Origin of the sequence: Salipaludibacillus aurantiacus, from assembly GCF_900111295.1 — a bacterium.
GTDB lineage: Bacteria > Bacillota > Bacilli > Bacillales > Salisediminibacteriaceae > Salipaludibacillus > Salipaludibacillus aurantiacus.
On sequence record NZ_FOGT01000001.1, the window covers coordinates 258,965 to 281,683 of the forward strand.

At 40.8% G+C, this 22,719-nt stretch carries 24 protein-coding genes and 1 riboswitch; of the genes, 6 read left to right on the forward strand and 18 right to left on the reverse strand.

Features of this window, described 5'->3' with window-relative positions; translation table 11 throughout:
• Positions 1-81: 81 nt before the first annotated feature.
• The 14 genes from sigF to BMW59_RS01365 form a co-directional block, all read right to left on the reverse strand.
• Complete coding sequence (gene sigF, locus BMW59_RS01300) at positions 82-837, reverse strand: RNA polymerase sporulation sigma factor SigF (RefSeq protein ID WP_093047201.1); 756 nt, start codon at positions 835-837, stop codon at positions 82-84.
• A 13-nt stretch (positions 838-850) separates the two neighbouring features.
• Positions 851-1,291, reverse strand: a complete 441-nt coding sequence (spoIIAB, locus tag BMW59_RS01305; RefSeq protein ID WP_093047202.1) for an anti-sigma F factor — start codon at positions 1,289-1,291, stop codon at positions 851-853.
• Positions 1,288-1,641: an anti-sigma F factor antagonist gene (gene spoIIAA, locus BMW59_RS01310; protein WP_093047203.1), complete on the reverse strand. Its 354-nt coding sequence runs from the start codon at positions 1,639-1,641 to the stop codon at positions 1,288-1,290. The genes spoIIAB and spoIIAA overlap by 4 nt, the downstream gene beginning before the upstream one ends.
• Before the next feature lie 158 nt (positions 1,642-1,799).
• The gene (locus tag BMW59_RS01315; RefSeq protein ID WP_425441245.1) at positions 1,800-2,963 is read right to left on the reverse strand and encodes a D-alanyl-D-alanine carboxypeptidase family protein; all 1,164 of its coding nucleotides are present in this window, start codon (positions 2,961-2,963) and stop codon (positions 1,800-1,802) included.
• Between the two features lie 388 nt (positions 2,964-3,351).
• Positions 3,352-4,653, reverse strand: coding sequence for a pyrimidine-nucleoside phosphorylase (locus BMW59_RS01320; RefSeq protein WP_093047204.1), 1,302 nt, complete (start codon positions 4,651-4,653; stop codon positions 3,352-3,354).
• 3 nt (positions 4,654-4,656) lie between these two features.
• Complete coding sequence (locus BMW59_RS01325) at positions 4,657-5,514, reverse strand: purine-nucleoside phosphorylase (RefSeq protein WP_093047205.1); 858 nt, start codon at positions 5,512-5,514, stop codon at positions 4,657-4,659.
• Positions 5,515-5,526: 12 nt separating this feature from the next.
• Positions 5,527-6,333, reverse strand: a complete 807-nt coding sequence (locus tag BMW59_RS01330; RefSeq protein WP_093047344.1) for a purine-nucleoside phosphorylase — start codon at positions 6,331-6,333, stop codon at positions 5,527-5,529.
• Positions 6,334-6,360: 27 nt separating this feature from the next.
• Complete coding sequence (deoB, locus tag BMW59_RS01335; RefSeq protein WP_093047206.1) at positions 6,361-7,548, reverse strand: phosphopentomutase; 1,188 nt, start codon at positions 7,546-7,548, stop codon at positions 6,361-6,363.
• 111 nt (positions 7,549-7,659) lie between these two features.
• Positions 7,660-8,550 (reverse strand): site-specific tyrosine recombinase XerD, encoded by an 891-nt coding sequence (gene xerD / locus BMW59_RS01340; protein ID WP_093047207.1) that lies wholly within the window; start codon positions 8,548-8,550, stop codon positions 7,660-7,662.
• Between the two features lie 24 nt (positions 8,551-8,574).
• Positions 8,575-8,811: a YqzK family protein gene (locus BMW59_RS01345; protein ID WP_093047208.1), complete on the reverse strand. Its 237-nt coding sequence runs from the start codon at positions 8,809-8,811 to the stop codon at positions 8,575-8,577.
• Between the two features lie 243 nt (positions 8,812-9,054).
• On the reverse strand, positions 9,055-9,489 hold the full coding sequence (gene fur, locus BMW59_RS01350) for a ferric iron uptake transcriptional regulator (protein WP_093047209.1): 435 nt from the start codon (positions 9,487-9,489) through the stop codon (positions 9,055-9,057).
• 184 nt (positions 9,490-9,673) lie between these two features.
• On the reverse strand, positions 9,674-10,318 hold the full coding sequence (gene spoIIM / locus BMW59_RS01355) for a stage II sporulation protein M (RefSeq protein ID WP_093047210.1): 645 nt from the start codon (positions 10,316-10,318) through the stop codon (positions 9,674-9,676).
• 85 nt (positions 10,319-10,403) lie between these two features.
• On the reverse strand, positions 10,404-11,585 hold the full coding sequence (locus BMW59_RS01360) for an endonuclease Q family protein (RefSeq protein WP_093047211.1): 1,182 nt from the start codon (positions 11,583-11,585) through the stop codon (positions 10,404-10,406).
• 4 nt (positions 11,586-11,589) lie between these two features.
• Entirely contained in the window at positions 11,590-12,150 is a 561-nt protein-coding gene (locus tag BMW59_RS01365) for an NUDIX domain-containing protein (protein ID WP_093047212.1), read from the reverse strand.
• A 202-nt stretch (positions 12,151-12,352) separates the two neighbouring features.
• On the opposite strand from BMW59_RS01365, the gene BMW59_RS01370 reads away from it, so the two are divergent.
• Positions 12,353-13,264: an aldo/keto reductase gene (locus tag BMW59_RS01370; RefSeq protein WP_093047213.1), complete on the forward strand. Its 912-nt coding sequence runs from the start codon at positions 12,353-12,355 to the stop codon at positions 13,262-13,264.
• Between the two features lie 79 nt (positions 13,265-13,343).
• Here the strand turns inward: BMW59_RS01370 and BMW59_RS01375 are convergent, their stop codons facing one another.
• Positions 13,344-13,979, reverse strand: coding sequence for a TlpA disulfide reductase family protein (locus tag BMW59_RS01375; RefSeq protein WP_177174145.1), 636 nt, complete (start codon positions 13,977-13,979; stop codon positions 13,344-13,346).
• 411 nt (positions 13,980-14,390) lie between these two features.
• Between BMW59_RS01375 and uppP the strand changes: the two genes are divergently transcribed.
• The 3 genes from uppP (at position 14,391) to BMW59_RS01390 (ending at position 17,441) form a co-directional block, all read left to right on the forward strand.
• Positions 14,391-15,227 (forward strand): undecaprenyl-diphosphatase UppP, encoded by an 837-nt coding sequence (uppP, locus tag BMW59_RS01380; protein ID WP_093047215.1) that lies wholly within the window; start codon positions 14,391-14,393, stop codon positions 15,225-15,227.
• A 183-nt stretch (positions 15,228-15,410) separates the two neighbouring features.
• Positions 15,411-16,463 (forward strand): permease, encoded by a 1,053-nt coding sequence (locus tag BMW59_RS01385; RefSeq protein ID WP_093047216.1) that lies wholly within the window; start codon positions 15,411-15,413, stop codon positions 16,461-16,463.
• A gap of 18 nt (positions 16,464-16,481) precedes the next feature.
• A complete protein-coding gene (locus BMW59_RS01390) occupies positions 16,482-17,441 on the forward strand; it encodes a TIGR03943 family putative permease subunit (RefSeq protein WP_093047217.1) in 960 nt (319 codons plus the stop codon).
• Positions 17,442-17,542: 101 nt separating this feature from the next.
• Here BMW59_RS01390 and BMW59_RS01395 read toward each other — a convergent pair whose 3' ends face one another.
• Entirely contained in the window at positions 17,543-18,073 is a 531-nt protein-coding gene (locus BMW59_RS01395; protein ID WP_093047218.1) for a PTS sugar transporter subunit IIA, read from the reverse strand.
• Between the two features lie 219 nt (positions 18,074-18,292).
• Positions 18,293-18,394, forward strand: a riboswitch (purine riboswitch).
• Between the two features lie 163 nt (positions 18,395-18,557).
• Here BMW59_RS01395 and BMW59_RS01400 point away from each other — a divergent pair.
• Positions 18,558-19,151: a xanthine phosphoribosyltransferase gene (locus tag BMW59_RS01400; protein ID WP_093047219.1), complete on the forward strand. Its 594-nt coding sequence runs from the start codon at positions 18,558-18,560 to the stop codon at positions 19,149-19,151.
• 29 nt (positions 19,152-19,180) lie between these two features.
• Positions 19,181-20,698 (forward strand): uracil permease, encoded by a 1,518-nt coding sequence (locus BMW59_RS01405; protein WP_093047220.1) that lies wholly within the window; start codon positions 19,181-19,183, stop codon positions 20,696-20,698.
• 252 nt (positions 20,699-20,950) lie between these two features.
• Here BMW59_RS01405 and BMW59_RS01410 read toward each other — a convergent pair whose 3' ends face one another.
• On the reverse strand, positions 20,951-21,826 hold the full coding sequence (locus tag BMW59_RS01410) for a Cof-type HAD-IIB family hydrolase (protein WP_245732896.1): 876 nt from the start codon (positions 21,824-21,826) through the stop codon (positions 20,951-20,953).
• Between the two features lie 61 nt (positions 21,827-21,887).
• Positions 21,888-22,625, reverse strand: a complete 738-nt coding sequence (locus tag BMW59_RS01415) for an SDR family oxidoreductase (RefSeq protein ID WP_093047221.1) — start codon at positions 22,623-22,625, stop codon at positions 21,888-21,890.
• Positions 22,626-22,719: the final 94 nt, after the last annotated feature.

Consider the following 22,719-nt stretch of genomic DNA (forward strand, 5'->3'; position numbering starts at 1 on the left):
ATACCGCTCCTTTCAAAATTGCCGCTAACACACTTAGTATGAGTGAAAGAGAAAAAAACCATACAAAAAAACAACTCAACCTTATTCGTTGAGTTGTTCCTTTAACTGAATAAGTATTTTCTTTTCCAGACGTGAAACTTGTACTTGAGAAATCCCAAGCCTTTCTGCTACTTGTGACTGGGTCTGATCTTTATAGTAACGGAGATAAATAATCAGCTTTTCTCTTTCTGAAAGTCTCTCAATTTCATCTCTCAAGGCTATCCTATCAAACCATTTCCCATCATCCTGGTCTGAAATCTGGTCCATGATAGTTATAGGATCACCATCGTTTTCATAGACTGTCTCATGAATAGATGCCAATTGACGGCTCGCTTCCTGTGCAAATACCACTTCTTCCGGTGATATATCCAATTTATCGGCAACTTCCTGAATTGTGGGCACTCTGCCTAACACTTTTGAAAGTTCATCCTTCATTTTCCGGATATGATTGGCTGTCTCTTTTATAGACCGGCTCACTTTCACTGTACCGTCATCTCTTAAAAAACGCTGAATTTCACCAATAATCATAGGCACTGCATACGTAGAAAACTTAACATCAAAACTTAAGTCAAATTTGTCTACAGATTTTATAAGCCCGATGCAGCCAATTTGAAACAAATCTTCCTGATCATAACCCCGGTTTAAAAAGCGTTGGACAACCGACCAGACAAGTCTGGTGTTATGGTGGACGATTTTATCTCTTGCATCCTGGTCCCCATCTTGTGCAAGCTTTATAAGCTCTTTGACTTCTTCATCTTTTAAATGTTTCTTCTTATTATTCTTAAACTCAACATTCATATTGACCGGCCTCTCAATTGCATAGGGCATTTTGCTTTGAGAGTCTTTTAACGAGGGTAACCGTCGTGCCTTCCATTAACTGAGAATCTACTTCTACATGATCCATAAAGTTTTCCATGATGGTAAAGCCCATCCCGCTTCTTTCCAGTTCAGGCTTAGAGGTATAGAGAGGCTGCCTCGCTTCATCCAGATCACTGATTCCTTTCCCCTCATCACGGATGACCAGGTGAACGGTCCCATCGACCAGCTCGGCATCAATATAAACTTTTCCTTCTTCATTTTCACTGTAGCCGTGAATAATTGCATTCGTAACTGCTTCACTCACGACAGTTTTTATTTCTGTTAATTCATCCATCGTAGGGTCTAACTGTGCCACAAAAGCCCCAACAGTGACACGGGCAAAAGATTCATTTGCACTGATGGCTGAGAAAGAGAGTTCCATGCGGTTCTTCATGAAGCCACCCCCAGACTCATTAATGCTTCCCTTTCATTAGAAGTAAACGTCACAATTTTAAATAAGCCTGAAAGCTCGAACAACCGTTTAACTTGCGGGGATATGCAGCAAATGACTAATTCGCCTCCAACAGACTGCACTTTCTTATAACGGCCTAAAACAACCCCCAGCCCGGAACTGTCCATAAATGTCAGTTTCTCTAAGTTTAATAACACGTGTGTAAGGTGGTATTCAGACAGAGCCGAATCGACACGCTCACGCAGTTTAACTGCATTATGATGATCTAATTCACCCACCAGTCTGACACATAGAACTTCTTCTTTTCTTTCCAAATCAATTAACAAGCTCAAGACGTCTCACTCCTTCACATGAGTTCTTTATCCTCCCGTTTTCCTCTCCCGGGAAATCGATGGATAGTACGTGTAATTCACGTTCTTAGTATGGTTTTCCTTCATAGAAACAAAACTAGTGGGCATTCGCCAAAACTTCTTACAATTCGCCTGCGTACTTAAGAGGCATCCCCGAATAAGACAGAGCGCGTCCGTCTCATAAGCTGCCATAGGGTCGCTTCTTCTACATTTTCGGAAGCAACCAGCGGCTGAGTTAAAATTGTCTTACCGTCTTTTTCAATAACTAAAGATCCGAGCTCCTGCCCTTCAAAAACGGGGGCTTTAACCTTGTTATTTAATGTGATTTTTTCTTCTGCACCTTCAATGGATTCACCTTTTTTCATAAGCACAGAAACGGGTTTCTCAGGAACGATTTGTACTAGGGATTTAGCACCTTTATCAATTTTTATTTCACCCAGCACATCTGTAGGCTGGTAACGCGTGTGAAGCTGATATTGGCTGTATGCATAATCAAACATCTCAGTAATTTGCCTGTTTCGTTCTTGCGGTGTGGGAGCTCCCATTACGACAGATATCATTCTCATACCATCTTTATTAGCGCTTGCTGTCAGGCAATATTTCGCTTCTCTAGTAAAACCTGTTTTCAAACCGTCTACACCCGGGTAGAACTTCACCAGTTTATTTGTATTTACAAGCCAGAACGGATCATCTGAATCCTTTCTCAAATAGTCTTCATACAAACTTGTAAATTCAGTAATTGCTTCATGTCGAAGAAGTTCTTTACCAATGACAGCCAAATCATAAGCTGATGAGTAATGATTTTCAGCCGGCAGTCCGTTAGAATTTACAAAATGTGTATTTTCCAATCCCAGGCTTTTCGCTTTTTCGTTCATTTTGGCCGCAAATTCATTTTCAGATCCAGCTAAATGTTCAGCCATAGCAACTGATGCATCATTACCTGACGCGATAGCGATTCCTTTCATCATTTCCTTGACCGTCATTTCTTCTCCTGGTTCAAGGAAAATCTGTGAACCACCCATGGATGCAGCCCGTTCACTTGTCCGCACTTTGTCATCCCATGTGAGTCTGCCGTCTTCGATCGCTTCCATAATTAAAAGCATCGTCATTACTTTTGTCATACTAGCAGGCGGCAGTTGTTCATGACTGTTTTTCTCAAATAGGACAGTGCCGGTATCTCTCTCCATTAAAATAGCTGAAGTCGCTTGATCAGCAAATTCTTTGTCACCTTCCATTGCATCTGTAAAAGGCACGTGGTTAAAGAAAAAAATAGCAGTTAAACACACTATTACAGCTGTCTTCACACAAATCCCTCCGATTTAATCATTCTATGTCCCCACTATTCTGCCCACTTAAGGTAACAACTATTCTTTGTAAAAAAACAAAAATGACGTTTGGAATCAGCGCTCGTTTAAAAACAAAAAACCGGTTTCAATCAACCTTTAAGATGATTAAAACCGGTATGTTTAAGTGTACAAAGATTTGTAATCTGTTTTGACGGCCCCCCAGGGGATTTCCCAGAGATTGGACTGATCTTTCCGCGGCCGTTCTTTTCGTGTGACGAGTAAGCGGAGCGGGGCAGGAAACAAGCGATATATTTGTACAATTAACCGTTATACGCAGAAAACCCTCACCTTATATGATGAGGGTTTTATTTACTGAGTTATATTCCAGTCTCAAAGCCGCTTATAATCAAGTAATTACATCATACACAAGAGGCGGGGATTCTAATTCTGTTGAAGAGATTTTATAAGAAGAGAGTACTTTCTGTTTGGAAGCTTCTATATCTTCACTATTTGAGTACACTGTTACGAGCGGCTCCCCTTTTTTAACAGGGTCGCCTATTTTCTTTCTTAACTCAATTCCAACAGCTAAATCTATTTCAGACGTTTTAGTCGCTCTTCCAGCACCGAGAAGCATCGCTGCCGTCCCAATCTGATCAGCTACGATTCCTGCCACATATCCATCTTCTTCAGATAGAACATCGACTTTAAATTCAGCCTGCGGGAGTTTATCGGGGTTGTCCACTACTGATGGATCTCCATTTTGAGATTCAATAAACACTTTAAATTGCTCTAATGCTTTTCCTGAAGCGATGGCCTCTTGCAGCATCTCTCTGGCACCGTCAAGCGTGTCAGCTTTCTTGGCAAGTACCGCCATATGGCTTCCAAGAGTCAGGCAAAGATCTGTCAGGTCATCTGGTCCTTGCCCTTTAAGTGTATCAATGGCCTCTTTTACCTCAAGAGCGTTACCTACCATAAAACCAAGAGGCTGACTCATATCGGAAATAACTGCAGAAGTTTTGCGTCCGAGATTATTACCTATTTTGACCATTGCTTCTGCCAGTTCTTTTGAATCTGACAGTTCCTTCATGAAAGCCCCTGCCCCGGTTTTTACGTCCAGAACAATGCCATCGGCTCCTGAAGCTATTTTTTTACTCATGATAGAACTGGCAATAAGGGGAATAGAATTCACCGTAGCTGTTACATCCCTTAAACCGTATAATTTTTTATCAGCTGGCGTCAGGTTCTGAGTCTGACCAATAACTGCAGCTTTATTTTTATTTACGAGGTCAATAAACTGATCATTACTTATTTCCACACTGAAACCAGGGATTGCTTCAAGTTTATCAATAGTTCCGCCAGTGTGGCCTAGGCCTCTTCCGCTCATTTTTGCTACCGGCACACCGATGCTCGCAACAAGGGGAGCTAATACAAGTGTCGTCGTATCCCCTACGCCGCCTGTGGAATGTTTGTCCACTTTAACACCGTCTATTGCAGAAAGGTCTATTACGTCACCTGAATTAACCATGGCTTCAGTGAGAAAAGCGCGTTCCTCATGTGTCATGTCCTGAAAGAATACAGCCATCGCCCAGGCACTTATTTGATAATCGGGAATTGAGTCATCTGTGTAGCCGTTTATTATAAAATCAATTTCTTCTTTAGTATGGCTTCCGCCATTTCGTTTCTTTTCAATTAAATCGACCATTCTCATTATTTATTCCCCCTCAGTAATCCGCCACAGCCCGTCTTGTCCATTTTTTAATAAGCTGCGAACGAAGGATTTGAATCTCGGTTTGGTTTTTTCCGCGACTTCCATTACTTCTTCATGGGTAATGCCTTCTATCGTTTCACCAATAGCCATATCTGTTATACAGGATATACCCAATACATTCATGCCCATATGCCTAGCTGTAACTGCTTCAGGAACCGTTGACATGCCTACAACATCTGCTCCCAGTCTTCTTAGCATAATTAATTCTGCCGCTGACATGTAAACCGGCCCGCTAACCGCTGCATAAACTCCCCGCTGCAGGTTATAGTATAACTCATCCGCTGTTTTAAGGGCCAAATCTTTCAACTCAGGTGTATATGCTCTGCTCATATCTGGAAACCTCGGTCCATACTTGTCCAGGTTTTCTCCAATTAATGGGTTCGAGCCTGTAAAATTAATGTGGTCGTCTATCAGCATCAAATCTCCGGGTTTAAAATTCTCATTCATTCCGCCGCACGCGTTTGTGACAATAAGAGTTTCGCAGCCAAGCTCCCGCATTACTCTGACTGGAAAAGTCACTTGCTGCATAGTATATCCTTCATAATAATGAAATCTTCCCTGCATGGCTATCACACTGACTCCCTCAAGAGTACCAATGACCAGCTGGCCTTTATGGCCTGCCACTGTAGAGGAAGGAAAGTAAGGAATATCCTTATAGGGAATCCGGACAGCATTTTCAATCTCATCTGCCAGCTCCCCTAATCCAGAACCTAGTATCATTCCAACTTGGAGTTTCTTAAGCGTATGATGATGACTTTTTATCCACTCAGCAGACTTAATGATTTTATCTGCAGTGATCATTTAAACCCCCTCCTACTGCATCTTAGCTACAATGGCTTTAACAAATTGCAGGAAATCAGCTCTCACCTTATCAGTCGTTTCGATTACTTCGTCATGTGTAAGGGGCTGGTCAAGGATACCGGCAGCCATGTTTGATATGCAGGAAATCCCCAATACTTTCATATTACTGTGCCTCGCAACAATTACTTCTGGTACTGTAGACATTCCTACAGCATCGCCGCCCAGAGTTCTCAGCATTCTCACCTCAGCCGGTGTTTCATAAACAGGCCCAGTGTTTCCGACATAAACCCCTTTTGTAACTTCTAAATTTAATTTCTGTGCAGCTTCTTCTGCTAAACTGATAAGTTCTTCTGTGTAAGCCTGGGACATATCCGGAAAACGTACACCAAGACTCTCATCATTTGGACCTATTAAAGGATTAGTTCCAAACATATTTATATGATCTTTAATAATCATCAAATTGCCAGGCTCGAAACTTTCATTAATGCCGCCTGCCGCATTCGTAACTATTAACTGATCAACCCCCATTTCTTTCATTACCCGTACAGGGAGGGTCACAAGTTCCATAGGATAGCCTTCATAAAAATGAAAGCGGCCCTGCATAGCTGCTACTGTCGTACCTTCCAGTTCCCCTATCACAAACTGCCCTTTATGGCCGGCAACTGTTGAAGATGGGAAACCGGGAATATCTTTGTAAGGAATCACAACAGGATTTTCGATTTCGTCTGCCAGCACCCCCAGACCAGATCCGAGTATCAGACCAACAGAAGGTTTAGAAGACAATTTTCTTTCAATGTACTCTTTTGCATGGACAATCATTTCATTACTTGACAATTTACTCATCTCCTACTTTATGATGTCATTTAAAAAACTCGTACCAAACTCAGGCAGCTTAACACCAAAATTATCAGCAATTGTGGCGCCTATATCAGCAAAGGTTTTCCTTGTCCCTAAAGACTTCCCTTCACTCATACGCTTTGAATACGCTAATAAGGGCACATATTCCCGTGTATGATCCGTCCCGTGATGGACCGGGTCGTTTCCATGATCAGCTGTAATGATCAGCAAATCATCTTCTTTTAATTCATTAAGCACTTCCGGTAAACGGGCATCATATTCTTCAAGAGCATTAGCATAACCGTGCGGGTCCCGGCGGTGGCCGAATTTAGCATCGAAGTCTACAAGATTAAGAAAACTCAACCCTGTAAAATCTTTAGTAAGAGTCTGATTCATTTTATCCATGCCATCCATATTGGAAGAAGTCCGTAAAGACTCTGTAATGCCTTCTCCGTCGTAAATATCAGATATTTTACCAATTGCAATGGAATCAAATCCCTGGTCTTTGAGTTCATTCATAACCGTCCTGCCAAATGGCTTTAAGGCATAGTCGTGACGATTAGCCGTACGCTCCCACTTTCCAGGGGTACCTATAAATGGTCTGGCAATGACACGGCCTACCATATATTTTTCATCCAGAGTCAGTTCCCGGGCCATTTCACAAATTTCCCATAATTCTTCAGGCGGAATAATTTCTTCATGGGCAGCGATCTGAAGAACAGAATCAGCAGATGTGTAAATAATCAGGTCCCCTGTTTTCACATGCTCTTCACCAAGTTCCTCGAGAATTTCTGTGCCGGATGCCGGTTTGTTCCCCAGTACTTTACGTCCAGTCTTTTCTTCAATCGTATCTATCAGTTCAGGTGGAAACCCATCGGGGAAGGTTCTGAAAGGCTGATCAATATTCAGGCCCATAATCTCCCAGTGACCAGTCATCGTGTCCTTACCAACTGAAGCCTCCTCCATTTTTCCATAACAGGCTTTAGGAGAGGCCACCTCAGTTCCTCCTTTATACTGTTTAATTTTAGTCAGGCCGAGCTTGTCCATATTAGGCATAGCCAGTGCACCGTACGCCTCGGCTATATGGCCCAGAGTGTCTGCACCTTCATCATTAAACTCTTTAGCATCCGGCGCTTCTCCAATCCCAACAGAATCCATTACAATTAAAAAAACACGTTTGTAATTCTCTTGTCTCATTGTCTTCCTCCTTCAAAAAATGAATATCCTTGTTTTACTATACCCGCACAGTGAAACAGCAATCATTATCGTTGTCTGAGGTCAGACATCTAAAGTTAAAACAACTGCTTATCACGCTCTTGGATGATATTTGGAATACACATCCTTCATTCTTACTTTAGTGACATGCGTATAGATTTGGGTAGTTGAAATATCCGCATGACCAAGCATCTCCTGGACAGCTCTCAAATCTGCCCCGTTTTCTAACAGATGAGTGGCGAAAGAATGTCTTAACGTATGCGGTGTCAGTTCTTTTTCTATTCTGGCAGCCCCGGAAAGCTGTTTTAAAACTTTCCAGAATCCTTGGCGGCTTAACGGCCTTCCATGATGATTAACAAAAAGTAAATCATGGGACAGCTTTTTGGTCAGTACAGGCCTGCTGTCGTTCAAATATTTTTCAAGGGCTTCACTGGCCATCTGTCCTAAAGGAATAATTCGTTCTTTATTCCCTTTCCCCAGACAACGGATAAATCCCATGTGCAAATGAATATCCCCCAGTTTCAGGCTGCAAAGTTCAGTTACCCGTACACCGGTGGCATAGAGTATTTCCAGCATGGCCCTGTTTCTTATGCCTAGCGGGGTTGATGAGTCTGGCGCTTCCAGCAACGCTTCGACTTCAGCAGTAGATAGTATTTTGGGAAGTGTTTTATCCGGTCTGGGCATTTCCACATGAACGGAAGGATCCTGGTCACTCAGCCGTTCTCTTATTAGAAACTGATGAAAGGACCGTATTGACGACAAAGCCCGGGAGATTGTCGTCCCTGCCCTGCCTAAATCATTTAAATGATATAAAAAATGAAGAATATTTGACTTTTTCACATCATTTAAAGCCTTGATTCCTTCTACTTTCTCCAAGTATAGAAGATAAGACTGCAAATCCCTCTCATAAGCAGCTGTCGAATTCCCGGCAAGCCCCTTTTCCACAGTGAGGTAATGAATAAACGCTTTCAAATCACTAGTCATTAAGCATGTCCACCTTTCTCTCAGCTACTCTCCCTCCGATAAAAAAAGAAGAAAACGGTCAAAAAGGTCAACATTCTCTCCTGGATTTTCTCTTAAAGAGGGCTGAAAGACTTTCACCGCTTTACCTTGTGGCTCATCATAGCGATGGTACTCTTTATATTCGTCACTCACCCATAGAATACCATAATAAAATAATAGCGTGCACCCCATGAATAAGAAAAATATCCAGATTGTTTGAACAAAACGGCTTAGATTGTACATAGTTTACCTCTCCTGATTACCAGTGTTAATAAAGGATATGACAACCAGGACAGAAAGTATACTCACTAATTACTATTAAATACTTATTAAATGGCTTTATAACTGCTCTCCAAAGCGGCCAGCACATTCAATAGCCCCGGGTTAATTCACGGCTCGCAGCAACAAAAAAACCCGGCCATACACTATGCGCCAGGTTTCATGATGTCATTTTTTGAGGTAAAGACGTGTTTAACAAGCTTATTACTATTTGCAGCGGTGGCAAATGCCATGAAAAGTAAGCCTGTGATCTTTAATGGCAAAATTCCAGCGGTCTTCCACTACTCTTTCAACATCTTCCAGTAAATCTTCCTGTATTTCGTCTACAGACCCGCATTCAATACATACAAGATGATGATGAAAGTGGGCTGCTCCTTCCTGCCGGAGATCGTATCTGGAGACACCATCCCCAAAATTGATTTTATCAACGACTTTCAGTTCAGTTAAAAGTTCCAATGTCCGGTAAACAGTAGCAAGCCCGATTTCCGGGTATTTTTCTTTTACAAGCATATAGACATCTTCTGCACTTAAGTGATCATCTTCATGTTCAAGAAGGACCCGAACCGTTGCTTCTCGCTGCGGTGTTAATTTATAACTTTGAGAATGAAGTTGTTTTTTTATTCGTTCGATTCGCTGCTCCATTTTCTTCCCCCTAACTTCCTTTTCCTTAATTTAACTCCCGCTGTAAAAGGAAAAGTGAACATGATATCCATGTTCAAAATTAAGTTATTTATTCTCAGTCTATTATACTCCTTGAGAAAAAAGGGTGTCAAATGAGAATTAATATTAAATATACATCAGAATAATTGTTATTTAATAATAATTATCAGAAAATGAAATTTCTAATAACAAATTGCATTACTGAAGGGGAAATAAATGCCTCAAAAGCGGAAATAAGCACTAAAACAGCCCCAATTATAAAAATAAAGAATGTGTAAGACACAAAGTGCTGAAAGATCGGTTCATGGCCCCTTCTAATAATTTGTCTCCAGATACGGATGGAAAAAGCTGTAGCTGTGGATGCCACCAGAATAAATACCGGGATTAGGAATATATTTTGCGGAAATACCGATGTAAAAGCAAATAAAAACCCTTCAAAACCCATCTGGTCTACAAGGAATCCTACCGTAAAACCTACCATTAACCCCTTTATAAACAGAAGTATAAATACGATAGGGAGCCCTATCACCGAAAGCCCTAACACCCATATAAACCCCAGCATTTTACTGTAATAAGCAAAACTCTGAGTGAAAATAGCCGCCGGGTTGGCAAACTCCCCCTTTTCTACTTCATTAAAAAAAAGAGTTAAGTAAGCATATAAATCATTTTTCTGGGAAAAGTTCATACTGTTTACAATGATTGCACCGAAAATAACTCCCATAAGAAGCAAGACGGTAGTAAAGATATATGCAGCTCTGTTATTGTCCAGATATTCTGTCAGCTTATTTCTCCTTACATAGAGCTTCCCCATCTATATACCCTCATTTCTATTATCTGATTATGTGTCTATCAGAGTCTATGAAATGAGGAATCAAACTATGATAAAGAAAATAGATTTAAATTTTTACTTTGCCGTATTTTCCGCCTCCGCCAGGCTGTATTTGTAAACTCCCCTCACGCATGCGTTTCATAAAATCAGCTTGGTTTTCAGTCAATGTTTTAAAAAGGTCTACAAACGGTACTTCATGAAGCACAGCCATTTCAGAACCAAATAAGCTGATTAGATGATCCACTGCTTTCGGGCCGATACCCGGGATAAATTCAAGCGGAATATGGTGCAGATAAGATGCCCGTTCCAACGCTTTCATATTCCCTCTTTTCCCCTGTTCCTGCTGCATGGCCAGTTCCCTTGTCCGCTCCTTTACCCCTTTAATGACAGGAGCTGAAGGATGCTTTGGGCAGACGTTTTTATCTGCCGGCAGCAAGCATTGCCCGCATACCGTTTGATAGTACTTGCCAAGCTCCGGATGAAGGCCTGTATTTCTTACTACCTTTCTGCCTGCCTTTTGTTTTATGGCCTTCTCTACTTCTGCAAAAGTCGGGGAAGACACATAAATGACCTGATGTTCCCTCGCTATTTTTTTAACCGAATGAGCATCTGAGTTTGTCAGAAACGGCATAGCATCCAATTCAGGCAGAGTTTCAGCCATAGACCGGTCAGCGCTTAATCCAAGCTCAACAGCGTCTACCCAGTCGAGATTAAATAGTTCGGCCATATATACATCAGCGCCCTTACCATACACACTTTTAAAAGGAGTGAACACGTGCGCGGGGATAAACCATCCCTCTCCTTCTTTAACTCTGTTCTGTAAATCACTGGTGTTTGCGTAGATCCGCTGAGTACTTAAATGGATATTTTTGATATAAGGTCGGCACCAGGCCGAAAAATTCTGTATTTGTTTAAAATCAGGAAAATAACATAATACATGGACTGGTCCACGGCACCTCTCATCATAAATCTCTAACTCTGCACCCGGCAGAATCGTCAGTATTCCTTTATAACGGAATCCCCCTTCGGTTAATTCCGTTAGGATCCCTTCTTTTAATAAATCTTCAATTTCTTTAAGGACAGCAGGAGAAAGACAGTCCACAAGCCCTATGATGTCCATCCCTTTGCGGCTCACCGCTTCGTCGATCACCGCCTGGAGAGTCATCTTATTTGAAGCAGTAATTTTTACCGGATTGCCGTAAATGTCCCGTCCCAGATGAATATGCAAATCCATGTATTGTTTTTGCATGCTTTTATTTTTGCTCCTCAGAGGCTTTCAAATTTTCCAGCTTCCAATACTGAATGGCATATATTGTTTTTGCATCATGAATCTCTCCTGAAGCGATCATTTCTTCTGCTTCCTCCATTGTCACATCTATTCTTTCAACAAATTCATCCTCATCGGTGCTTTCTATTCCATGAGACAATCCTTCCGCTAAATAAATATATACAATTTCATTAGCAAAGCCCGGACTTGTATAAAAAGAATGAAGTTTTGACCAGCTGCCGGCTACCACACCTGTCTCTTCTTCAAGTTCTCTTTTCGCACATTCCAGTGGATCTTCGCCTTTTTCAAGTTTCCCGGCAGGTATTTCTGCAATAGCCTTCTCAAGCGCTTTACGATATTGCTTAACCAGTATCAGTTTTCCATCCGAAGTAAAGGCAATGACGGCTACAGCCCCGGGATGGTGTACAATTTCCCTTTTGCTTTCCTTGCCATCCGGTAATCTGACATCCTGAATTTCCACATCTATTATTCTTCCTTTGAAAATGGATTTAGTTCCTAAAGTTGTTTCTTTTAAATAGTCAGACACAGTGTACTCCTCCTGTTTATTTATTCTTGTACGTTTTCAGCATATCAAAAACACTCCCGTTTTTCATTAGCGGTTTCCCAGCGGGGGACCTTACACTGATAGACTGTTTGATATCCTGATTTTTTTATGTTGAAATATTTACGAAAGAAAAAGGGGATATATTTAAAGCGAGAACGGGTAGGAGATTAACGGAGGTGTTAAAATGAAGAAAAATCAATTAGGAACGTCGGATTTATATGTGTCTGAATTAGGATTCGGGTGCATGTCGCTATCAGACGACCATCTTTCAAACAGCGAACTTATTGATGAAGCCGTCGCCCATGGGATTAATTTCTTTGATACTGCGGATTTATATCAATTTGGATTTAATGAAGAAAGTGTAGGAAAAGCGGTTAAAGGACACCGGGATAAAATCATTCTTGCTTCCAAAGGGGGAAATGAATGGGGCGAAGGAATAGACGGCTGGCGCTGGAATCCGGATAAAAACTACATAAAGCATGCTCTAAAACAATCTTTACAAAGGTTGAATGTGGACTATTTGGACCTTTATCAATTACACGGAGGAACAATTGATGACCCGATTGATGAAGTGATAGAAGCATTCGAAGATTTATCACAAGAAGGAACGATCCGTTATTATGGCATCTCCTCTATAAGACCGAACGTTATAAAACAATTTGCTGAGAAATCAAATATTGTAAGTGTGATGATGCAGTACAGCCTTCTCGATCGAAGACCGGAAGAATGGTTTCCTTTATTTGATAAACACGGAATTTCAATTATAGCCCGCGGTCCTGTAGCTAAAGGCTTACTTACTGATAACTTTGAAAGGAAGCTTACGGATGATGGGTATTTAACCTATTTTGAAAACGAGCTAAAGGAGTTGTTGCCGGAGTTGAGAAATTTAGCAGCACATGAAAGAATGTCCTTGCAGCAGACGGCTCTCAGGTATATTATGGATCAGCCTGCTGTGGGCACTGCACTCACAGGTGCAAGCCAGGTTTCCCAATTAAAAGAAAATATTAAAAGCACAAATACACCGGCCTTATCTGAAGAATTAACCAGCAAGCTCAAGAAGATGACTAAATTAGCACAATATGATAAACACCGTTAAAAAAAGAGGCGTCTTCCCGTTACTAACCCCCAGTGACTGTCTTACTGGGGGCTGTAAAACGGTAAGTACGTCTCTTTATTTATGCTTCTTTCTCATAACTCTGCCTGATATCCATATAATAATCTTCAAGCATTTCGTAGTTTATAAATCCAGGCCGTCTCATGGCCACCTTGCCATCCGGGTCAATAATAAGAGTGGTTGGCATGTGTCTCACTTCATAACCATCCAGAATTTCACCATCTTCATCAAGGACTGTGTAAAACGGAATATTAAAATCTTCGACAAACTGTTCAACTGCTTCGTTATTCCTCTCCTGGGTCGTCATATTAATTCCCACCACTTCTACTCCGTCATCCTTGTACTTTTCGTAGAAATTAATAAAATCCGGCATTTCATCCCGGCAAGGAGGACACCAGGACGCCCACATGTTTAAAACGACATAGTTCCCTTCCAGTTCTGATAACGTTAACTGTTCATCACCATAAACTTGCGGGAGCTCAAAATCGAGAGCCTTATCACCCACTTGCAGCCCAGAAGAAGGGCCGGACTCTTCTCCCCGGTCGTTCCTTTCAATCCCTTCATTTGCAAGATACTCATCTAACAAACGCTGGTTTTCATCATCATTCTGTTCAGCCTGATTGTCGTATATTACATAACTCCCCAGCCCCACAGCAGTTAAAAATATAATTAAAGTTACCAATCTTCTTATTTTCATCAAAAACCTCCACTTTGAAAACATGTTCATAGAAGTAGCGCATATGTTTAAATATATTTTAAAAAATAAAGCCGGAATAATTTTCGAAAAAGTTAGTTGAGGACACACCCATATAAACAAAATAAAAAAAGATTCCCGTTTCGATATTTTTATTATATGATATTTCAGTAGTGCTTTTAAAGGAACCTGTATTCATAATCTTATTTTTAATTCATGAACTCCCCTTAACGGAGAATTTATTTAAAATCAATAATTCTGCCTGCGGACGAGCCGCAGGTCCGTGGTTGTCACCAGAGATTAACTAGAAGTCCGGCTGCACGGGAAAGAAAATTCGCTTTATTTAAATAAATTAAACAGGGCCTGATAAAAAGTCTGTTAACCTTTATATATTATATCCAAGCAGAAAGGAAGATGAAAGTGACGTTATTTGAAGCGATTGTATTTGGAATTATTCAGGGAATCACTGAGTTTCTGCCGGTTTCAAGCACTGCTCATATAGTGATTACCCAATTAGTGTTCGGTTACACCTTCCCGGGCCTGGCATTTGAAATTTACTTACATATGGCCTCCGTCCTTGCAGTAATTATGTATTTCTGGAAAGATCTTTGGAGCGTCATCCAGGGATTCTTTAAGTTTATTATTTACCGGTCCAAAGAGGACAAGGTACCGTTTTTTTTCGGAGTTTATATTTTAATAGCTACATTTATCACCGGTGTGTTAGGAATGCTCCTATCTGATTTTATTGCTGATGCGATGAAAACACCTGCTTTGATCGCCGCGTCGCTAACGGTTACTGGATTGGCTCTGATTTTTATAGAAAGGTTTCACCGGCTGGGACACAGAGATGAATCGTCAATGAATGGGCTGGACGCCGTAATTGTCGGGTTAGGACAAACTATTGCAGTTATTCCGGGTATTTCCCGCTCTGGGGCCACTCTTGTTGCCTCCTTATTGATGGGATTAAACAGGGATACTGCAGTCCGCTATTCTTTTTTGCTGGCTATTCCGGTTATATTAGGCTCCAGTATCCTCGCTCTGGACGAATTTTCAGCAGGAATGCTAAATTATATCGGTCCGTTTAATCTTTTCATATCATTTATCGTATGTTTCTTTTTTTCACTTTTAGGGATTATCTGGCTGATAAATTTCCTGAAGAAAAGTAAATTAATATATTTTGCAATTTATTGTTTTATCGTCGCCATTCTCGTATACACCCTCATTGACCCATCAACGGTGATGGATGTTTAACAGCTGATTGATTAACCTTAATTAAAAAAGATATCTCTTAATCTCAGATTCAGATAAGTGATATCTTTTTTTATTGCATTCCTATTACAAATTCTTATTTAAATTTACTGTCCCAGAGTCCTTTGCTAAACTATTGAAGGAATCAACATAGAAGCAGTCACTTTTTTAAGACAGGAGTAGCTTATGAGTACCTCAAAAGGAAAAATATTTGGAAAAGATTTACTGGGTCTTGGTCTGCTCTTTTTATTTCTTATCTTATTTTTATTCAGTGACCAGGTCAGTACAAGCGAACGTATGGAATCTATTCCTAATGCGTGGATAAATGTAAATACCATTTTTCTGAGTATTGTTATTGAAGCAATCCCTTTTATTTTATTAGGAGTATTTGTCTCTGCACTTATTCAGATATATGTCTCAGAAGATACTATCCAGAGGTTTTTGCCAAAAAACGCCTATGCAGCTTTGTTTCCAGCAGCCCTTCTCGGCGCCATCCTTCCTTTATGTGAATGTGCCATCGTTCCTGTGGTCAGACGGTTAATAAAGAAAGGGATGCCTTTGCACACAGGAATAGTTTTTCTGGTTGCAGCGCCAATTCTCAACCCGGTTGTATTTGCATCAACTTACTTTGCATTCAGGAACAATCCCACCATTCTTTACTCTCGAATGGGCTTGGCGTTTGTTTTATCTATTATTATAGGAGCTATTCTTTACAGTATTTTCAGAAAGCAGCCGGATCAGCTTAGAAATAAAGCTAATGTCTCTTTAGCAAGCCACCATGTGCATATTGAAGAAGACCAGTCTCAAAAGAGATCCGGAAAGCCAGGCTTTTTAGCGAGGGTTCGTGATACGGTGTACCATGCATCTGATGAATTTTTTATGATGGGAAAATATCTGATACTTGGTGCTTTTATTGCTGCATTGTTTCAAACTTTTTTAGACCGGAGCCTTCTTGAAACAATTGGAACTAACACATATACTTCAACATTTGTGATGATGGTATTTGCATATTTGCTCTCACTCTGTTCAGAAGCTGACGCATTTGTAGCTGCATCTTTCGGTTCCCAGTTTACAGATGCATCACTTACCGGATTTCTGGTCTACGGACCGATGCTGGATTTAAAAAACACATTTATGCTCTTCGCATTTTTTAAAGCACGTTTTGTTATTGCTTTTATGATTACTGTTACCTTTATCGTTTACTTCTCCGTCATTATTTTGTATGGTTTAATTTTGTAGCGCCTGGGAGGGATTAAATTGAAGAACTATGACTACTCATTTCATGCTTTTATACAGGGGATCATCCTCATAGGGTTTGCCATGTTAATTCTCAGTCTGGTTTTAACCGGCAATATTGTGTATTACATCGCACCATCGATGATGCCGTTTATTTATTTTGCTTTAGTTACTTTTTTCATTTTAGGTATTGTACAGGTTTTTAGAAGTACGAAAAATGATGAAGAGGATTCTTCCTGCGGATGTGAACATGAGCATCAAATAAGTGGCCCGTCCTGGCTGAAATTGATTATTTACGGTATTTTCATTCTCCCTGTTTTATTCGGTTTTACACTTCCTGACCGTTCTCTGGACAGTTCTGTAGCCGCAAATCGAGGTATACAATTTGGAGGGGGATCAAATCCTCAGGCTGCAGAAGGAAATGTAAATTCAGCTACTGAAGCTGAAAATGGAAATACTGCCAGGGCTGAAGCTTATTTAGATGATCCGGAAGGATATCTCGATTCTATCGGAGCTTCTTCCGAGGAGGAAGAAGAACATTACACAATGGAAGAAGTATATGATGAAGAATGGTTTGATGACTATTACCAGGAATTAGCAGAAGAGATGTTAGAGAAAGACACAGTGTTAGTTACAGATGAAAATTACCTTGATATGATGACTGTTCTGGATCTTTACCTCGATGAATTTATTGGAAATGGAATAGAAATTACAGGATTTGCTTACCGGGAACCCGGCTTTGATCCTGACCAGATTGTTGCTGCCCGTTTTGCAATGACATGCTGTACTGCAGATGCTTCAGTTTACGGCACGATGATAGAGGCTGCAGAGTCTGGAAATGTGGAAGATGACACATGGATTGTAGCATGGGGTACAATTGAAAAAGGCCATTATAAGGACCAGCAGATTCCTGTAGTGACAGATGCTCACATTGAGGAAATAGATGAGCCGGAAAGCCCGTATGTCTATCCGAACTTTTAAAAGAAAGACCGTAAAATAAGTTTAATAAAAGTAAAGAAAATAAAGAATGGCTCTCACTTTGTGAGGGCCATTCTTATTACCGGGTTTTATACCGGTTCTTTTTATTTGCTGTGGACTGTCATTACAATGGTTTCTCCGCCAGTCGCCTGTACGTTTTCCTGCTTTTCCAGGCTGTCTACGGCATCCCCGTTTGTAATAATGATAGGGGTAATCGTACTTTCAGCTTTTTCATTTACAAGGTTCATATCAAACTCGACTAATTTATCACCTTTAGCTACTTTGTCTCCTTCACTTACAAAGGCTTTAAATCCATCACCTTGCATATTGACTGTTTCAATACCGATATGAATAAGCACTTCAATTCCATTAACTGTTTTAATACCAACAGCGTGCTTAGTAGGGAAAAGTTGAACAATTTCCCCGTGTACAGGAGAAACAATCAAACCTTCGGAAGGCTTAACCGCGACGCCGTCCCCCATCATCTTTTCTGCGAATGTAGGGTCAGGCACTTCTGAAAGCGGAACAACTTCTCCATTTGCAGGGCTTGCTAATAAATCTTTTCCGTCTGCTTCCGGCATTTCTACTTCTTTTGATTCTTCTTTTTTGTCTAGTCCAAATAGTTTTTTTAACATATTTATCCACCCTTCCTTTTTAGCTCTGTTGTATGTACATGTTCCACAACAAGCAATAGTTTAAACAAAATTCAACTGGATGTAAACAGATCAGAGTATTATGTTAAGAAGCTGTCAAACATCCCCGACTTCAACGGTGAATTCCGTACAAAACTTCGACAAAATCATATTATGTTCGGGAAATCCCTTGCACAGATACCCAAATATGATATAATCAATCCATCTGAAAACACAATAACTCGTATAACTGTGGGAATAAGGCTCACGAGTCTCTACCAGACGACCGTAAATCGTTTGACTACGAGTGTCAAAATATCATTGAGTTGGCTAGCATTAGTGTGTGCCATTTGACTTACGCTATGTATGTTAGTTTTCCCTGTCATCTTAAAGCTAAACTCGGTATTTTGTTCACTCTGTATTTGTGAGGCGTGAACAGGAATACCGGGTTTTTTTGTGGATTGATTACTACTTTGGAGGAATTATTATGGACTTTTTACAAAAAAAGATTATTAACCATGGCACAGTGATCAATGACCATGTATTAAAAGTTGACACTTTCCTTAATCACGGCATTGATCCTGAACTAATGAAAGAAATTGGCAAGGAGTTTGCCTCTCGCTACCAGCATGAGAAAGTAACGAAAATACTGACTTTGGAATCTTCAGGAATTGCTCCATCGCTTATGACTGCCCTGGCCCTGGATTGTGAACTGGTTTTCGCAAGAAAGAGAAAGTCATTAACTATGGTAGATTCCCTTCTTACTTCTTCGGTCCATTCTTATACGAAAAATCAGACGAACGACATTTCAGTAAGTAAAGACCTCTTAAATTCACAGGACAGGATCCTTATAATAGATGACTTTCTGGCCAATGGTCAAGCTGCAATGGGCCTTATTGATCTCGTTCAGCAGGCAGGGGCTGAAGTAGCAGGCATCGGTATCGTAATCGAAAAATCTTTTCAGCCAGGAAGAAAGCTTCTTGAAGAAAAAGGTTTTCGTATAGATTCCTTAGCAAGAATATCAAGTTTATCAAATGGCAAGGTTCATTTTTTACAAGAAGAACCTATAGTTCAAAAATAAATTAATAACTATATTAAGGAGAGTTCTTTATGCGTGAAAATACGGCACGATACCCGTGGTTTAAGAAAGAAGACATCGATGCGTTCTTTGCTTTGTTTCAGAATAACTTAGCTAACTTTGTCATTATTGCTGTAACTATGCTTGGACTCGGCTTCCCCGCTGATCTCGTTTTTGGAAAGGTCATTCCAGGTGCAGCTGTAGCTGTCATCTTTGGAAATGTTTATTACGCTTATATGGCAAACCGGCTTGCAAAAAAAGAAAAGAGAAATAATGTCACTGCTTTGTCTTATGGAATTAGCACACCGGTGATGTTTATATTCTTATTCGGTGTCCTTGTTCCTGCCAACACATTGACAGGCGACCCAGAGCTTGCCTGGAAAATCGCCCTGGCTGCTGCATTTATCAGCGGTTTAATTGAATTTTTAGCAAGCTTTACAGGAAAATGGTTTCAGAAAAATATACCAAGAGCAGCGATGCTTGGTGCTCTTGCAGGTGTAGCCCTGACTTTTATTGCAGGTGAAATGCTCTTTACGTCTTTTGAAATGCCTGTAGTCGGTCTGTTTGTTCTTGCAGTTATCCTTCTAGGAATTGTAGGAAGGGTCACCCTGCCGTTTCGTATTCCAGCTTCTTTATTTGCAATGATCATTGGTACAGGTTTAGCATTTGGCCTTGGTTATGCCGATACTGCCGGTATTCAAGAAGGCCTTTCACATTTAGGTATCTATCCCATTCTTCCTTCCCTGGCCGTATTTGATGGCTTCCAGTATTTATTCGGGGCCATGATTGCCCTGTTAGCAGTCATTCTGCCAATAACTATTTATAATGCAGTTGAGACAATGAATAACGTAGAAGCCATGAAAGCTGAAGGGGACGATTATGATGTAAGGGAATGCCAGGCTGTTGACGGGGCAGGGACTATGCTCGGAGCCGTGTTCGGCGGTTTATTTCCTACTACCGTTTATATCGCAACAGTAGGAGCTAAAAAAATGGAAGCTGGACGCGGGTACAGTCTGTTAAATGCCGGGGTTTTTGCATTAGCAGCCACCTTTGGTATTATTGCAGCATTAAGTGCCATTATTCCTGTAGCTGTAGTAGCGCCTATATTAGTTTTTGTAGGTATTTCAATGGTATCTTCCGCGTTCAGTTCGAACAGTCAAAAATATTATCCTGCCGTCGCAATAGCTATGCTTCCTTACTTTGCTAACTATTTAATGACGCGGTTCGACAACGCGGCTCCTGATGCTGTAGCAGACTTATCAGCAGGTATTGTCCCGCTCGGCCAAGGCGCCATGTTTACCGCTATTATATTAGGTTCTGTTACAGTATTTATTATTGACCAGCAATTCCATAAAGCAGCGACCTTTGCTTTCATTGGTGCACTGCTGAGCTGGGTCGGTCTGATGCATGCACCTGGCATGGCTTTCGGTGCCTCTGTCGATTTTGCTGTCGGCTACTTGCTGGTAGGTATTTTCCTCGGCACCTATTATTTAAAAGATATAAAGCTAAAGCAGAAACAGAAACAGGAAAAAAGTGCAGAAGCAGCCTGACAATTCCAGAATGAAAAGCAGCTAAGTAATAACGAGTGATTTCATCACTTCAGGTGGACACTTTCCGAGGGCAACGCTTCAGCTCCCGAGAGAAGATCACTCTGGAATCTTCGCTGGAGTCGCCACCTTTCGTTCTTCAATCACCGTTCCCATTCACTTTTTTATTAAAGTAAGCAAAAAAGAAACCCGCATTTTTTATATAATGCGGGTTCCTCGACAATCTGAAGCAGCTAAGGCTGCTTTTTTTATTGATTACTTCTGATAGTTTGGAATAATAGAACGGACAGCATGAGCCACCCCATGCTCAGTGTTATTTTTAGTTACATGATCACAAATACTTTTAATCTCGCTTTCTGCATTCCCCATAGCTACTGCATAACCTGCTGTCTTCATCATAGGGACATCATTAAAATTATCACCTATCACCATTGTCTCATCCAGTCCGACATTAAAATAATCAGACATAATTTCAATCCCTTTTCCCTTAGTCGCATCAAGATGTGTGATCTCCAGATTATCTTTGGCAGATGCACTCACACTTACGTCCATCCCTGACATTAATCGTTTTTTAGCCCTTTCCCGCTTCTCAGTATCTTTTGAAAATGCGAGCAGTTTAAATAAGCTTGTTTCAGGCTGATTAATCACTTCCCGATAGTCTTTCGTTCGGTTAACCGCTCCTTCTTCGAACCTTTTTTCTGCCAGTTCCATTGCTTGACTATAGGAAGAAAACTCTCCTGTTGTCAGCAAAAGGTCCACGACCAGATCCAATCCTTTTTTCTCATTATTAGTATAAGCACCTTTGGAAGTATAAATTTCAAAATAAATATCTTCTTCAGTTAATATATTGTTCATTAATTCAAACTGGTCATAGCCAAGAGTTTTCTGATGAATAATGTTACCATCTTCCATACGTAAATCAGCACCGTTTACACAGATTAAAGGAAGACGCAGTCCCGCTTCTTTTAGTGGAAGCACCGCCTCCGTATAATCCCTGCCTGTAGCCACAGCAACTGTTATACCTGCAGCCTGGGCCTCCCTTATGGCCTGCACGTTTTCTTTAGAAACTGAACGGCCGTCATTTAATAACGTGCCATCCATATCTGTTGCAATCAGTTGAATATTCCTCATTTGATATTATCTCCTTATTGATCATTGTAATCTACTATCATACGTGATTCTTATTGGTATCTCAATCCCTGTAAATCATTTTCCTGGTCATCCCGCCATCTGCAACGATATTTTCACCGGTAATAAAGTCATTGGATTCATCCGCTAAGAAAAGGCAGGTTCTTGCTATATCATCAGGCCTTCCAACACGGCCTGACCAATGCTGCCTGTGGTCATCTTCTCTTAACTGCTCATAGTTCTCAGTCTGTATCCATCCAGGGCTGACCGCATTTACCCTGATTCCTGAAGACGCCAGACTGGAGGCTAAAGCATGGGTTAAAGATAACAGGGCCCCTTTTGAAGCAGCATAAGCTTCACTGCCCGGTTCCGACATCACCGCTCGGGTTGAGGCGATATTTATTATTGAACTACCCGGTTCCATTACTTTCGAACCTCCTTGTGAAAACAGCAATGCACTTCGTACATTTGTATTCATCACGAGTTCCCATTCCTCCAAAGTAAGGTCATCAAGAGGCAGAAACCTTGAAACTCCGGCATTATTTATAAGTGTGTTTATTGTGAGCCCCAACTTTTTAACTCTGTCAAAAAAACGCTCAATCTCGTTGGGCTCTTTTACATCTACAGCTGCAAATGTTACTTTCAGTCCTTCTTTTAAAAATATCTCTTCTGTCTGTTTACCTGTCTGCTCATTTATGTCAATTAACCAGACGTGATTCCCCTGCTGAGCAAACCTTTCTGCAATGCTCTTGCCAATTCCTTGTGCCGCTCCTGTTACAACCACTTGTTTTTGTTTAGTCATTTTCTCTCCTCCTGTTCAGCTATACCATAGCAGGTTGTTGTACAATTTTTCCACTGTCCGATATAATTTGACATAGAACATCCGCCTTAACCAC